The following is a 13542-nucleotide window of genomic DNA, read 5'->3' as shown; positions in this document are numbered from 1 at the left end:
CTGCTTGTTATGCGGTAGTTAGCTCTGTGTGCTGGCGGTTCCTGTCATGGGATTCTGAATTTTTTAGCGTTGAGCCCTTGGGCGGCCTGTGGTGGTGTTGCGGTTCCGGACCCAGGCTTCTGCGCTGGCTTTGAGGTAGAGGGCAACAGTGTTGGTGCTGAGTGCTACCGGCGGGAAGGTGGGGTCTTTCTGGGATAGTTCGCGCACGCGCTGGCGGGTAATGCCCGCGTGGGTGGCGATGTCGGTCAGGGTGACCAGATCGGGAATTTGCGCGGTGGCGTAATCGGCGTTGAAGTCCTTTTCTGTGCGTAGTGCCATCGTGGTGATTTCGGCTCCTGCAAGGGGGCCAGTGGTCAGCAGTTCTGTAGTCCGCTGGGCTGCATCGAGGTGTTCGGTAGCTTCGAGGGTGAGCGAGATGGTGATGCTGGCCAGGTTCTTTGGATCGATGGTTGTCGAGACCCCGTGATCAGTGAGATGCGCCGTGAGATCAAGTAGCTCGGCGTCTTCGTGCAGCGGCTGCGGGAGGGTCAGTTTGGTGTAGATATGCCAGGTGGTCATGGTGGTTCCTTTTTCTAGTGGTGGGGAGGGGTGGCCGCCGGGGCTTCCCGGCGGCCTTGCGACCTACTGCGGTTCGATGAATCCCTGCCGTTTGAGATCAGCCATGAAGTTTTTCCATGCTTTGTGATCACTCGGTGTCCGGTGGGTTCCGATGGTCAGCTGGTCTTTGTTGGGTGGGTAGATCATCCAGCCTGACTTGGTTTCCCTGACTCGGAATCCTTGGCGTTCAAGCTCTGGTATGAGCTTGCGAACCTTTTTTTCGTGTCGCATCTGCGAACCTCTTTCTCTTGATCTGACAAATACAACTTTACTAAAAGGCTTGTCACATGACAACTCTTTGTCTAGATTTATTTTCTAGGCACTGATTGTGGCCTCGGCGACCGTTCAAGAATCCGTGACAGAAAGCCGATCCAGACAGAGCTATCCCCTGAGTAATCAGGACAAACTTGATGTCCGGCGAGCGCCGTGGAAGAGAAAGGGATGTGATGATTTCACGCAAGCAGTTGGAACCGACCTTGGGTCGGCATGGCTTCTCGTTTGTCGAGGAGCCTGGTTTCCATAGTTTTCATCGCGTGCATCGTGATGGCGATGACCAGTATGTGCGGTTTTTTACGTGGTCTAACAAGGCGCACGCTGAAAAAGCGGGAATTCCGCGGGCCTATTTGGTGGTGGTGTTGCGTGAGGGGCGGTTTCGGCTCCCTTTGGTGCAGTGGCCTTCTAGTGAGCAGGCGCGGGTTCCGTTTGGTGAGGTGCTCGATGAGCTGGAGAGGGTTTTTCTAGGTCCTTTGGAGCTGGATGCTGCTTCACGGTCTCGGGTCTTCGCTGGATTGGAGGATCGCTATGTTCTGTAGTGGCGCGCTGGTGCGTGGCAAGTTGCGGTGGGCAGGGGTCTCTGCGCTGATCATTGGTCTGGGTTTGGGTGGTTGTTCAGCGGTGGATTCTGTGGATCTCTCGTCGTGGCATTCCAGTTCGATTGAATCGGTGAGTCCTTCGCTGAAGCAGGACTATTCTCTGGCGTTGAAGCAGCTGGATCAGGTTGAGGTGAAGGGACGTACCGCGAAAACTGGGTATGCGCGGGATCAGTTCGGCCAAGGGTGGAAGGACCCTGACCGCAATGGGTGCGATGCTCGCAATGATGTGCTGGCCCGTGACCTGAATGAGGTGAAGTTCAAGCCTGGATCGGCGCAGTGCACGGTGCTCTCGGGGGTTTTCACTGATCCGTACACGGGAGAGCAGATTGATTTCGTGCGCGGTCCTTCCACGAGCACTGCGGTGCAGATTGATCATGTCGTTGCTTTGTCTGACAGCTGGCAAAAGGGCGCCCAGCTGTGGAGTGGTGAGAAGCGGTTGCAGTTCGCTAATGACCCGTTGAATCTGCTGGCCTCCGATGGTCCCACTAATGCGGCTAAGGGAGATAAGGACGCTGCGACCTGGTTGCCTCCGAATAAGGGGTTCCGGTGTGATTACGTGGCGAGGCAGACAGAGGTGAAAGCAAAATATGGGGTGTGGATGACTCCTGCTGAGCATCAAGCTATCAAGAGGATTTTGGAGCGCTGCATGTAACGGCCTCTAGGTAGTACTTCGACTTTTTGTAGGCTGGTAAGGAAGAAGGGATCAGCGATGTTGGAGGGACATACCGTGTCCGAAGCTTCTCGACTTTATGAGATACGAACGGTCAGCGCAGGATTAGCAGTGAATTCCCGGCTCTTGAAGATGGCTTGGGGCCTTGCTGGGACTGTTTTGCTCGTCGCTGCCTTCCTGGTGGTCTATCTGTGGGCAGATAATGGGTTGGCGAGCGCCCTGAGCAATCAGAGTGCTGCCGTCGCCTGGCCCACTTATGTCCTCCTGGCCTTGGCTGCCTTGTGGGCGGTTGTGGTCACTGTTTTTACCCGCCGCAAGCTTGATCTCGAAGCGCAGCTGGCCCTGCTGCAGGCAAAACCATACGACAGCTAATCCCTGACCACTGGTCTTCTGGAGGAAAACCCATGGGACATACCATCACCCCCGAGCATGTTACCCACTTAGCAGCCGACGAAGTGTTCGTCTTCGGTTCCAATGCCAAAGGGCGGCACCTCGGCGGGGCAGCCCGCACCGCCTGGCTCAAATTCGGGGCGAAATTCGGCAAAGGAACAGGCCACCACGGGCAAAGCTACGCCATCAACTCAATGAGCGGACTACCCACTCTCGAACAACAGGTCCGAGAGTTCCTCGCCTATGCCACGGAGCATCCGGAGCTCACGTTCCTCCTCACCCCGATCGGCACCGGCATTGCAGGACTCACCGCCGAGCAGGTCGCCCCACTCTTTCGCAATGCACCGCCCAACATCACCCTGCCTGAATCATTCGCAAGCATCATCAACTAGCCCACCCCTCATTTGAAGACATACCACCACTAAGGAGAACCCACTTGGCCCGCGAAACCCGCATCACCCTCATCGACGACATTGACGGCACCGACGCGACCGAATCCATCAATTTCACAATCAACACCAACAGCTACGAGATCGACCTCAACGACGCCAACGCTGCTGCATTCCGCGCAGCATTCCAGCCCTACGTTGATTCCGCCCAACACAACACCAAACAGACGACAACAGACTCCCCGGCAATCCGCGAATGGGCCGCCCAAAACAATATCCAAGTCAATGCCCGCGGCCGCATCAAACAAGACATCATCGACCAGTACCATAACTCACTGCGCAAACAAGCAGCCGGCAGAAAATAGACACCACGCAAAGAGGCCAGGGTGGGGACGGTATGTCCCCACCCTGGTCCCTTTATGCACTTCGCATGTCTTACATCCGTCCCACGCTTGATGTCTTGAACGACCTTTTTGAGGATCCAATCGGCGACAATCTAATCCACTAGATCCCAGTGATACGCGTTTGCGATGCGATGCTGAATTTCATCTGTTACGGATTTTCCATTGTCTCCGTTAGTCATGATTACAGCACCGTAGCCCTTGGCTACATGTCCTATGAGCTGAGCCTTGTATCCATAATTGTCGCCATCATGCTCTATGTACCAACCATTGCCTTTCTGCGAAACGACAAAACCGACAGCGAAAGGGCCAACCCCGACAGGAGCAACCATATTTCGCGTCATGGTCTGATTCAGCACCTTTGCCGGTTGGCCAGCCAGTGTCCGCTGCACTTCAGTGAGGAACTTTGCTAAATCACCAGAGGTGGTCCACAGCCCTGCTGCTGCTTGTTCTGGATATACATGCCAAGGGCTATTCATGGGAGAGCCATCTATATCATGCGCATGTGCAGCACAGTGCTCTAGATCAGCAGGTAGCGGCTGTTCAAAAGTGCTCATGCCCATGCCAAGAGGTTGGAGAACCAAGTCATGCATGATTTGTACAAAAGGTTCGTTTAAAGTGTCGGTCAGTATGAGCTGTTCAATGGCTATGCCGCCGCCAGAATATTGGTAGTCCTCCATTGGAGAACGCACGAGCCGTACCGCAGGTAACGTGGAAGGTGACTGGCCGTCGAGTATTTGCTGGATAGTGGGGAGGGCCTCACCAGGTTCGTATCCGGGAAAGCCGAACCCGTCCCCAAGTCCAGAAGTGTGGCTCATGAGCGATCTGAGAGTTATTGCTTGGCCACCGTTGAATGGATAATGAGGAAGCTTCCAGCTCATCAGAATGCTGTTGATGTCTTGGTCAAGGTCGAAAAGCCCTAGTTGAACGCATTTTGGCGTTGCCATCGCGGTTACTGGTTTGCTGATGGAGGCTGCCTGATAAAGCGTTTTATCTGTGGCCATGAGTCCTGATTGGCTGTCGGCTAAGCCCCACGACTTTGTCCATTGAACTTCGTAGTTCTCGATTACAGCAACGCTTACGCTAGGCACGTGGAAATGTGCCAAGAGTTGATCAATAGAAAGCGCTCTGGGGTCGTTGCGTCCAGAGGTTGAATCGCAGTCAATCGCTGCCATTTTTGAAGCGTGGTTAGGTGGTATATCTCCTTGGCTGACCGGCATATCACCGAACGTACCATGCACCCATACGATTGGCCTTAAAAGGAATAACGACCTTCTATATGCCCCGCCACGAAGATGTTTCCGTTGCAGCCTAAATCCTTCAGCGGCGCAAAAAAGTCAAGAAATCATCGACCCGCACTACACCCCGCTACGCAAACTAGCAGCCGACAGAAACTAGACACCATATGAAGAGACCAGGGTGGGGAGATGCCGTCCCCACCCTGGCCTGTGGTCCGCATTAGCGGATTTCTGGACTTATCGATAAGTGTCAAACCCATCAGCCCGTTTGCTTCGACTTCGAGAATAGTTGAGAATTCAAAAACCCAAATCAGAGTTAGAAATGGGAGGAATGCCGTTTTCGAAGAAGGAAGTCAACACCGTTCTCACGCGGAAGAACCAGCTTGGAAGCACCTAGGAACTTTTTCCTTTCGACCATTGGGATGCCGCGCAGAGACACCACGACGATATCGTTAACAATTTCCCGAGTGAACTCGCGCAATTCTTCACGTTCATCGCTGAGTTGCTCGTAACCGTAGAAGCGGTCATCATAATTCACTTCAGCAATTTCTCCGCCAAGTACAAGAGTAAATTGCTCGAGATTTGGCCCCTTGAGCTTTAGCAGAACATCGTGCGCTCTCTGCTCTGAAGATGCACTGAACTCTGCAAGAAGAGATTTGATGATCTTCTGGACATACTGATGCAATTCACTGAGATACTCAGATGATTCACTAGTCATCTTCGATAACCCCTTCCTACTCGGCTACACAGAGCGGGAACACTCGCCATGTCACATTCTCACCTCATTGCTTGAATGCAACCACCTGCTCAGCCGCTACTTCTGATGAACCGCTGAATCGATCATGTGAACCACGATCCGTCCGAATTCCGATCTTTTCAGCATGGAATATGCGTCAATGAAGTCGGTGCCAGCAGAACCAGCGATAAGTGACTTCCAGAAGGCACTCACTTCTGAGTAAGTTGTTCGGCTAGAAGCAACCATGGCAAGCAATTCTTCGACTAAGCCGTATGCCATGACATGTGAATCCACAAATTCCACAGATAGATTCAGCTCTTCTTCAATCTTTCCGTCAAAAAACGTTGGCGGAAACATCAATGCCTGGATTGCGATGAGTCTCTCGTGAAGGAGGTTCATTTTATGCGATTTCCTCAATGCATAGTTTCTTCCTATCGGCACAATTACAACTTGAAAACTGACAAGTAGGGTTTAAGAGGATGCTTGAGCATGATGGAACTTCGTGGCGAGTCTTCAACAATGCCTATCATTTCCAATGATTGATAAAGCTCAGATAAGGACGTTGCTCGCTTAGATAACTGCTCAACGATTTCCCTTATATTGCTTTCAACTGTTGTGTCCACACCGTTCTTGAGACTTGGGACAATAATCGTGCCCCATAGGAGGCCCCCTTGACCCTTATCCAGTTCAGCTTGCAATCCTGTCGTCGAATACACGAGATTCTGGACCTGCACCCCATCAACGTAGGTACATAACAGCTGGGGCTCCTCTTGGAGTTCACGGCCGTCATCCCAATCAGGCCAATCAAACTCAATTAGCATTGAAGTCACCTCAGATTCCGGATACGAATGTGGTAATTGTATGCCCATGGCCCCTTGGAACCGCGCCTGCTCTCTAAGTTAGTTTGCCTGTACCCGTACTTAGGCTTATAGGTCGCATGGCGCACTTGCCTGTACTTGTTTCGCGATATCATCACTTTTCTACCCATAGATCGCGAAGGAGAGGCGCCTCTGCCGACCCAGCGGTTTCCTGCGTATCTAGCAGCAATCGGATGGTACTGGCGTTTGTAACTTCCGGAATACTGAACACCTCGTCGGGCGTAGTGACTTGCCCGCGCATTCAAGTATCGTGCTTGTCCACGCCAGGCTCTATGACGGAGAGGATTGACTACTCGAACCGCGAAGCTCCGTCGGCTCAGGTACTTAGCTCCCCAGGAAATGACTCTCGGAGCTGCCCATCGGACGCCTGCCCAAATGAGTGGAGCCGCGAACCAAGCTAGCTCTCCCGAAATATCATGGCCGTTGACAGGATCAGCAGGATAAACATAAGCAGTAGTATTGCCGCCATCAATTGGGTCACGGCTCGTGAACATACCAGTTGCTGGGTTGTAGAGCCTTGCGCCCATCAGGATCAGCCCGCTGGTATCGACCGCTCGCTGATCCGCGCCGTGCCAACCGTAAGTTGTCGCACCGGTATTCACTGGTTCCGATAGGTGGTTGCCATACTCGTCGTACTGCGCCCATCCAGTGATTCCTTGCCCTGCACCGGTGCCGGTGACTGGCACGGTGGCAACGACATCGCCATGGGGATTGCTCAACGCCAGTTCAACGTTGTTATCGGTGATCGTCAGAGCAAGATCGCCACCGATCGTCGACTCATACCGAGTCGTGATCGTTTGCGTTCCTTGAACACGGCTGCTCCACGCAGGATTATCCGAATCATCAGCGTAATGCTTCGTTTCAGTACCAGCCGCAGCAGTTCCCGTCGAGGTGACTGTTAGTCGGCGGCCATTTGGATCCAGGCCAATAGTGGAGGTGGTCCCGTTGCGGGTAATGGCTGCAGCAGCATCATTAGCGAAGTATTTCACCGTGATTGCCCCGGCACCAGCCTTCACGCCACCAGCAGCAACCGGCGCATCCGCTGCTGGAATCGTGGTCTGCCGTCCCAACCCGTCATACGCATACCCGGCGCCTACACCGACACGGTCAGCCGCATCATAGGTCCAGGACCGCGAAGCTGTCTGGGCGCCATTTACGGTAGTGGTCAGTGACGTGCGGTTGCCGTTCTTATCAAACGCGTACTTCCGCACCGTCGTAGGAGTCACCGCCCCTTCGACAGGGTCGGTGTTGACCGTCTCGCCAGGCTGCGCGGTGACATCCTGCACTTCGGTCAAACGACCAGCCCGGTCATAGGAGAACGCCCGGTCATAGGCTGCACCGCGGTCGCCCGCTGTGGAAGTACCAGCAAGGACATCACCCTCCGGAGTCGTCTCGCCAACAATCCGGCCGGTGGTATCCCGGTTCAGTTCCCACGCGATCCAAGTTCCGGTTGAGCTCGTGCCGTCCTCGGCTTTCAGCGGGCCGTCATAAGCCAGGCGGACCTGCTTGCCGGATTCGTCGTAGTCCATCCTCTGGGTGAATCCGCCCGGGATGCTCTGGGTCAGGATGTTGCCGTCGCCGTCGTAGGACGCCTTGTAAGTGCCGGTTCCCGTTCCACCATGCTTGGACACGCTCATGCTCGTGACCACACCCTGGTACTCCGCGGTGCCGTCTCCTGAGAGCGCCCCGTACTTGTAGGTCGAGGTTGACACCGGCGAAACGGTCTTGGACACGTTGCCGAATCCGTCGTACTCGGTGGTGGTCGTTTCACCCAGGGAGTTCGTGTAGGAGGTGGTACGTCCCCACAAATCCTGGGACCATTTCACCTCTGACTGCGGCAAGGTGCCCGAGGCTAGTGCCCGTACTCCGTTCTGGACACCGGTAGCGTCATAGAGCTTCTCCACCGGAGGCACCGCAGTAGTAGTGACGCCACTGGTAGTGACCGTGGTTTTCAGCTCCTGCCCGTCAGCGCGGTAGGTCTGGGTTGTCGTGCGCTTGGCCCCGTCAGCCCCGGTCGATGCTTCGGTGAACGTCGCCGGCTGGCCATAGATGTTGAACCCGGTCTGATGCTTCGACACCGAGCCAGCGCCCTTAGGGGTGTTCTTGCACAGGTATCCCGCGTACTCTGGAACGTTGCCGCAAGCAGCATCCGCGGCGTTGGCGCCAGCTGAGTAGTAGATGCTCTGGGTTGTTCCGGCGTCTGCCCCTGCTGACTTCGGCTGGCGGGTCTCGATGACGCGGCCCTGGTCGTCGTACCTGGTTTCGACAACGATGCTGTTTGTCGTGGGAGATAGGACCTGAGTGACCTTGGTCGGGGTGCCGATCACCCAGCCTGAGCGCAGGTTGTTCTTGTCGGTAATCGCCTTTCCATTCTTATCGACGGTGTAGGCGTCGTAGCCGTTCTGCACCTCAGAAAGGACAGGCTCGCCAGTGACCGATGGGTCGACGTCGCCGGAATTCGCTTTCGAGGTGACTTCCTTCGTCGTGAGCATGCGTGGCATGCCGCCAGCATCGACGTCAGTCAGCTCGGTGTAGGTCGTTTTGGTGTGGACGCGGGCTGGCTCATCGTTCTCATCGGTGGTCACCGGTGAATAGGAGTCAGTGACATACCCGCGTAGGAATTCCGCGGTGGCCTCATTTTTTGCGATCTCATCCGCCTTGATCACAGGGTCGGTGGCGGTGGAAATGCCGTCGCCGTTCTCATCGACATAGGCCGACAGCTCCGACCAGTAGAAGGACAAGGATGCCTGGTCCAAATGTCCGATGACGATGCCGCCGACAACATTCTCAGGGGTTGCCGCCGAGGCCTGGATCATCCGCAAAGCCCGCTCATCGTAGGACCGTTCGACGTTGCCGTCCCCGTTGAACACGCTCGCGGTGCTCTGCCAGGCACCGGCAGCGTACGAAGATGTGTTCACGACCTGGTTCTGCGAATCCACATACTGCAGATCCGCATACTTGAAGTCGCCGGCCGCAACGGATCCGGCCTTGGAAGAAGCGATGTTCTTCCCGGCCCCGAACACTGCGTAACCAGTAACGGGACGCTTGGAACCTTCCTGTTCCCAGAGCTTGACTCGTTCTTCACGCAGATCTGGCAGGTTGTTTCCATCCCCGACAGGATTGATCCCGTAGACAAAGCGTGCTGTCTGCACCCGGGTATTTCCGTCGGCGGCGTTGCCTCGCTCGACCTTCTCCAGCCAATCAGCACGCCCGGAACCGGTGTTCCCGAGCCCGTAGGAATAGTATGTTGGGGCATCGACGCGCGCACCGCCACTGGTCTTTTCCTCGGTGGAAGCAATCAGCGGCACGCCAGCGGCCGAGTCAGCAGCATAAGTGTAGGAAGTGACATCCCCTGTGCGGGAATCCTTCACGCTAACCAGTCGTGCATCAGCAGACGTTCCGTCATACCCGTACTCGGCAATGTTCACAGTCTTCATCGCGCTGGCGGCTGGATCCCAGGCGGTGTAGGTGACTTTCGTAATCTTGCCAGAGGTGTCATAGGCCAGATTGATGCGCCGGCAGCCCTTGACGGGGGTGGTCGTGTCGCATGTCAGGTTGGTCTCGGTGCCAGCAACAACCATCGTGGTCTGCCCGGCAGTGTTCGAAACGAACTTGGCTGTGCCCGTGCCGTTGCCGCCAGTGACGGTTTCAGTGATCCATTCATAGATCTTGGAGTTGCCCTCCAAGATCGCACCACGCTTGAACGTGGTCACTGTGCCGTCTTCCTCGGTGATCTTGATCCGCGCAGCGGTACCCGTGCCGGACAATGCGAGTTTCCATCCTGAAGCGCTCGCGTCGTCATTGGCCGCCACATAGGTGCCGGTTTTCAAGGAGACACGGCCGTTACCTGGTTGGCGGAAGACCGCTGCGGTTTCATCATCATTGATCAAAGTGACGGTGCCATCCAAGGCAGTGGATTCAGCGACCATCAGCCCTGACAGCCCTTCGTCGGGGCCGTCGATATTCACGCGCCAGCCCTTGCCGAAAATCTTCGAATTCGCGCCAATGCCTGAGTAGGAGGAGTAGGAGCGGTTAACGGACAAACCGGTGTTGCCCGCGTCCACCTCGACATCGGTTTCCGAAAGGTTCAGCTCGCCGGTGGTCAACGCGACCTGTCCGTCGCCGGCTTCGGCAACAGGGTAGTTATCCCCGAAAGCATGCGGCAGCTTGGTGACCTGCACCGGCTTCTTGGATTTGTTCGTCGTGCACTGCAGCTTCGAAGCGGCCGGAGCGCCCGCGTAGTCGAAGCAGACCTGCAGCTCCACCAACGTAGCCAAGCGGTCTTTGCCGAGTTCTTTCAGTTTGCCCGCCGGGGCGGCGGCGACGTTCACCATGGTGTCGACTTTGACCGGTTGCCCCGAAGCGATATCCGGCAGGGTTGCGGCTTCATACCATCCGCTATTCGAACCGTAGGTCGTTGTATCTGCGGTCACGCTGTCCGCTTCACGCCAATACACCTTCGGGGTCACCACGCCGGTCGATGAACTCGGTCCTTGACCAGTGACCTTGAACGAATCCGAAGTGGTGGAACCACCAGCAGGGGAAGTCAATGAAGCAACGCCGTTGCCGAAGGTCCACGTGGTCGTGCCCGAGGTGTTTGTCGCCTTGTCGTTCGCCTTCACCCTCAGGATATTCGCTCCCGTAGGGTTCCACGACAAGGTTGCCTTGCCTGAGGTCGCGGTGACAGTCTTCCAGGCATCGTTGTTCAACTGGTAAGAGAACTTGTCAGTATCAGCGCTGGAAGAGAAAGTGAAAGTATTTGAACTTGGTTTTGAAGCTTTCCACCCGTTGTTCGTAATCCCTCCTGAGGAGGAGATCGAAGGAGCAGACGGCGCTACCGAGTCAACGGTGAAAGTAGTTGAAGAGCCAGCTGCCTTGGAACGCAGCGAGCCGTCATTGGCCCAGGCCTTGACCGTGTAGGTGCCGTTCTCTGCCAAGGAGGCCTTATACGTGGAGACCTGCTTGGAGGCAACCGTCGAGCCAGCCTGCTTGGTCAACGTGCTGGTGCCGGACATGTCGAACTCGGCCTTGACGTTACCGCCATCAGGGTCCGTAACCGTCGAGCGGAATGTCGGGGTTTTGGACTTCACCCAAGTCTTACCGGCACCGTCTTTGACTGACTCACCGGAGTTGAAGGAGACACCTGATGGGGTGCCCGGGTAAGAGTTGTAGGTAATGATGAATGATGGTTCCAGTGGATCATTCGCGCCAGTAACGTAGTTTCCTGAGAAGTACCGTTTCCACGAGTAGTTGTTCGTCTCATCGGCAGCGATCAGTCGAACACCGAAGTTCTTCGTTGGGTTATCAGCCCAGTACTGGGCTATGGGAGTGATCGGGTAGTAGACATATCCGGCTGCGCAACTGGAGGAGTAGCCCTTGGAAACGTTATTTGATCCCTCGCCGCTGGTTGTCACGCTGGGCTGCGCTGTCCAGGTAACGTCGCTGGAAATCCATGCGGTCGTCACTCGCTGCACCTTAACCGGGGCCGAGGTGCACGAGTACGAATGGTAGTTATGCATTCGAAGTTCAGCTTTGGTGATCTTCTTTCCGTCCAAAGCCGAGGATTCGAAGCGCAGGAATGAGCGGGACTTCAGCGATCCACCATTGAATGTACCGACACGAAGCTCAATGTCACCCGCTTTCGACCCTGGAACGTCTGCCTGAACCCAGGTATCCGAAGCACCGGCCGACCATGTCGGGTCAATCGTGACCGGATACTGGCGGTCTGGATCCTGCAGCCATTCAGCCTCAACCTTCAAGATGAGGACGGGAACGCCGTCTTCTTCGGTGAGTTCGGTGTCGACGAAACGCTCAGCAGCCGGAAGGCCAGAAGCCTCATCGATCTTGGCATCCCACATCGTCGGCGCCGGAGCGAAGAACACCGTCTCGTCCTTGCCGTTCACAGCGCGCAGATCCCCGGTTTTCTCGTCTTTCTCCAGCTCAAGTCCCTTTGACAGGCTGACTGGGAACCGCAGGGAAACGGCACCTTCAGGGGCTTGCTCCAATACGGTCCGGTGCGAGAAGCCCGACCCCAGCGGCTGAACGACGACATCAGCTTCAACAGATTTCTGCTGAGGAGTTTCATCGGAGGGTGCTTCTTCCGTTGCTTCTGAAGCTTCGCTCTCGGACTCAGTGCTTTCGGATTCTTGCGGGTCTTCGCTAGGTGCAGATGATCCTGGAACTTCAGTAGGTTCATCCGGAGTTTCTGAAGAGGTTTCGCCAGGGGTCGCTGTTTCCGGTACTTCTGATTCCTCGACGGGCTCAGAGGACCCGGACGGGATCGGCGTTACCGTGGAAGTTTGGGGAACTACTTCACCAGTGGAATCCTCAATCACAGGGATCTCAACCTGGTCCAAATACTTGGCCTGGTTGTCGTCAATCTCAGGGGCCGGCAGTACCCCTTCCCACCCAAGCTTCAGCTTGGCGCCTTTGTTTTCGCCTGTAGATTCCAGCTCGGCGAGAACCACGGAATCTTTGCTCGGTCCGTCCCCTACCGATTGTTCCCCATCAGCGACGGTCAGCTCCGTGCCGTCGCCGACCACAGGTTCGCGGGCATCAGTGAGCTCGTTGGCATCGCCAATCGAAACGAACGTGCCATCTTCTTCTTTGAACCGAGCTGCAGAGGTAGTTTCCGAGGTCCATGTCCCGTCAGGGTTGGCAAACACCTGCTCCGTGGCCGTACGCAACGAAAGGTCCTCGACGCGGTGCCCGGTAACCTTGGCAGTAATTTGGGCAGACACCCCGTCAGGGCGTTCCTTCACGTTTTCTACAGCTTCTGTCGCGCTCTTCTCATCGGCGAAGGCCTCGAACGGGAACAAACCTGAAGCGACGAGCCCAACGGTGCTCGCAATCGTCAAGCCCGATAAGAACTTCCTCGTTCTCACTGGAAAATCCGACCACAAACGCGCAGAACTGTACCCCGAAAAATTCTCCACAAGAGACCCCAAAAGCTAAGAGTGACTAGGCTTGCAAAAAGCCATTAGAAGTATTTGAAGCTAAAACCTTGGGGAAAGCAATAGTTTTCCTGGAAATTCCCTCAGGATAGATAATCGCGTAGAACTAGCGGGATTCAACCGTTGTAAATCATCGCGCGCTTTCACCTTGAACGAAAGTGCCACCGATCTGAACTTTATTACTATGAAAAACCCCGACGGGTCATCTTTCCATCATGGATTACCGCCCCCCGACCACGTTGGCCAATTCAAGGACACGCATCCGATCGGTTCAAGCAAAACATCATAAATCACTGATACAGGCCTCCGAGCAAACAAACCGCTGGCCACACCTAGACAACACACAAGGAGCCCAGGGTGGGAACATACCGCCCTTACCCTGGACTCCTTCTTTCGGTCTAAGACTTCAAGCTAAGGG

Annotated in this window: 11 protein-coding genes; 5 read left to right on the top strand and 6 right to left on the bottom strand. The window is 55.5% G+C overall.

Features of this window, described 5'->3' with window-relative positions; translation table 11 throughout:
- Window positions 1-63: 63 nt before the first annotated feature.
- A complete protein-coding gene (locus AOZ07_RS01460; protein ID WP_060700379.1) occupies window positions 64-558 on the bottom strand; it encodes a hypothetical protein in 495 nt (164 codons plus the stop codon).
- Window positions 559-1007: 449 nt separating this feature from the next.
- Here AOZ07_RS01460 and AOZ07_RS01450 point away from each other — a divergent pair, with 449 nt between their 5' ends.
- The 5 genes from AOZ07_RS01450 to AOZ07_RS01430 are packed head-to-tail and all read left to right on the top strand — an operon-like array spanning window position 1008 to window position 3283.
- Window positions 1008-1409, top strand: coding sequence for a hypothetical protein (locus AOZ07_RS01450; protein WP_194943736.1), 402 nt, complete (start codon window positions 1008-1010; stop codon window positions 1407-1409).
- A 10-nt stretch (window positions 1410-1419) separates the two neighbouring features.
- Complete coding sequence (locus AOZ07_RS01445) at window positions 1420-2121, top strand: HNH endonuclease family protein (RefSeq protein WP_236995235.1); 702 nt, start codon at window positions 1420-1422, stop codon at window positions 2119-2121.
- Window positions 2122-2178: 57 nt separating this feature from the next.
- Window positions 2179-2511 (top strand): hypothetical protein, encoded by a 333-nt coding sequence (locus AOZ07_RS01440; RefSeq protein ID WP_194943735.1) that lies wholly within the window; start codon window positions 2179-2181, stop codon window positions 2509-2511.
- Window positions 2512-2543: 32 nt separating this feature from the next.
- Window positions 2544-2921: an A1S_2505 family phage non-structural protein gene (locus AOZ07_RS01435; protein ID WP_060700375.1), complete on the top strand. Its 378-nt coding sequence runs from the start codon at window positions 2544-2546 to the stop codon at window positions 2919-2921.
- Between the two features lie 44 nt (window positions 2922-2965).
- A complete protein-coding gene (locus tag AOZ07_RS01430) occupies window positions 2966-3283 on the top strand; it encodes a histone-like nucleoid-structuring protein Lsr2 (protein ID WP_060700374.1) in 318 nt (105 codons plus the stop codon).
- Window positions 3284-3414: 131 nt separating this feature from the next.
- Here the strand turns inward: AOZ07_RS01430 and AOZ07_RS01425 are convergent, their stop codons facing one another.
- From AOZ07_RS01425 to AOZ07_RS01405, 5 genes are all read right to left on the bottom strand, one after another.
- A complete protein-coding gene (locus AOZ07_RS01425; protein ID WP_194943734.1) occupies window positions 3415-4494 on the bottom strand; it encodes a serine hydrolase domain-containing protein in 1080 nt (359 codons plus the stop codon).
- Window positions 4495-4873: 379 nt separating this feature from the next.
- Window positions 4874-5275 (bottom strand): hypothetical protein, encoded by a 402-nt coding sequence (locus AOZ07_RS01420; protein ID WP_060700372.1) that lies wholly within the window; start codon window positions 5273-5275, stop codon window positions 4874-4876.
- A 96-nt stretch (window positions 5276-5371) separates the two neighbouring features.
- Entirely contained in the window at window positions 5372-5692 is a 321-nt protein-coding gene (locus tag AOZ07_RS01415; RefSeq protein WP_060700371.1) for a hypothetical protein, read from the bottom strand.
- Between the two features lie 44 nt (window positions 5693-5736).
- Entirely contained in the window at window positions 5737-6114 is a 378-nt protein-coding gene (locus AOZ07_RS01410) for a hypothetical protein (protein WP_194943733.1), read from the bottom strand.
- 5 nt (window positions 6115-6119) lie between these two features.
- Window positions 6120-13028, bottom strand: coding sequence for a DNRLRE domain-containing protein (locus AOZ07_RS01405; RefSeq protein ID WP_060700369.1), 6909 nt, complete (start codon window positions 13026-13028; stop codon window positions 6120-6122).
- Window positions 13029-13542: the final 514 nt, after the last annotated feature.

This window comes from Glutamicibacter halophytocola, assembly GCF_001302565.1.
Classification (GTDB): domain Bacteria; phylum Actinomycetota; class Actinomycetes; order Actinomycetales; family Micrococcaceae; genus Glutamicibacter; species Glutamicibacter halophytocola.
Note: the sequence above shows the minus strand (reverse complement) of the source record. Positions and strands in the feature narration are given on the sequence as shown.

Coding starts and splice junctions, on each gene's coding strand:
- AOZ07_RS01435 (WP_060700375.1), top strand. CDS start 2,544: ATGGGACATACCATCACCCCCGAGCATGTTACCCACTTAGCAGCCGAC.
- AOZ07_RS01410 (WP_194943733.1), bottom strand. CDS start 6,114: ATGCTAATTGAGTTTGATTGGCCTGATTGGGATGACGGCCGTGAACTC.
- AOZ07_RS01420 (WP_060700372.1), bottom strand. CDS start 5,275: ATGACTAGTGAATCATCTGAGTATCTCAGTGAATTGCATCAGTATGTC.
- AOZ07_RS01450 (WP_194943736.1), top strand. CDS start 1,008: ATGTCCGGCGAGCGCCGTGGAAGAGAAAGGGATGTGATGATTTCACGC.
- AOZ07_RS01425 (WP_194943734.1), bottom strand. CDS start 4,494: ATGGCAGCGATTGACTGCGATTCAACCTCTGGACGCAACGACCCCAGA.
- AOZ07_RS01460 (WP_060700379.1), bottom strand. CDS start 558: ATGACCACCTGGCATATCTACACCAAACTGACCCTCCCGCAGCCGCTG.
- AOZ07_RS01415 (WP_060700371.1), bottom strand. CDS start 5,692: ATGAACCTCCTTCACGAGAGACTCATCGCAATCCAGGCATTGATGTTT.
- AOZ07_RS01440 (WP_194943735.1), top strand. CDS start 2,179: ATGTTGGAGGGACATACCGTGTCCGAAGCTTCTCGACTTTATGAGATA.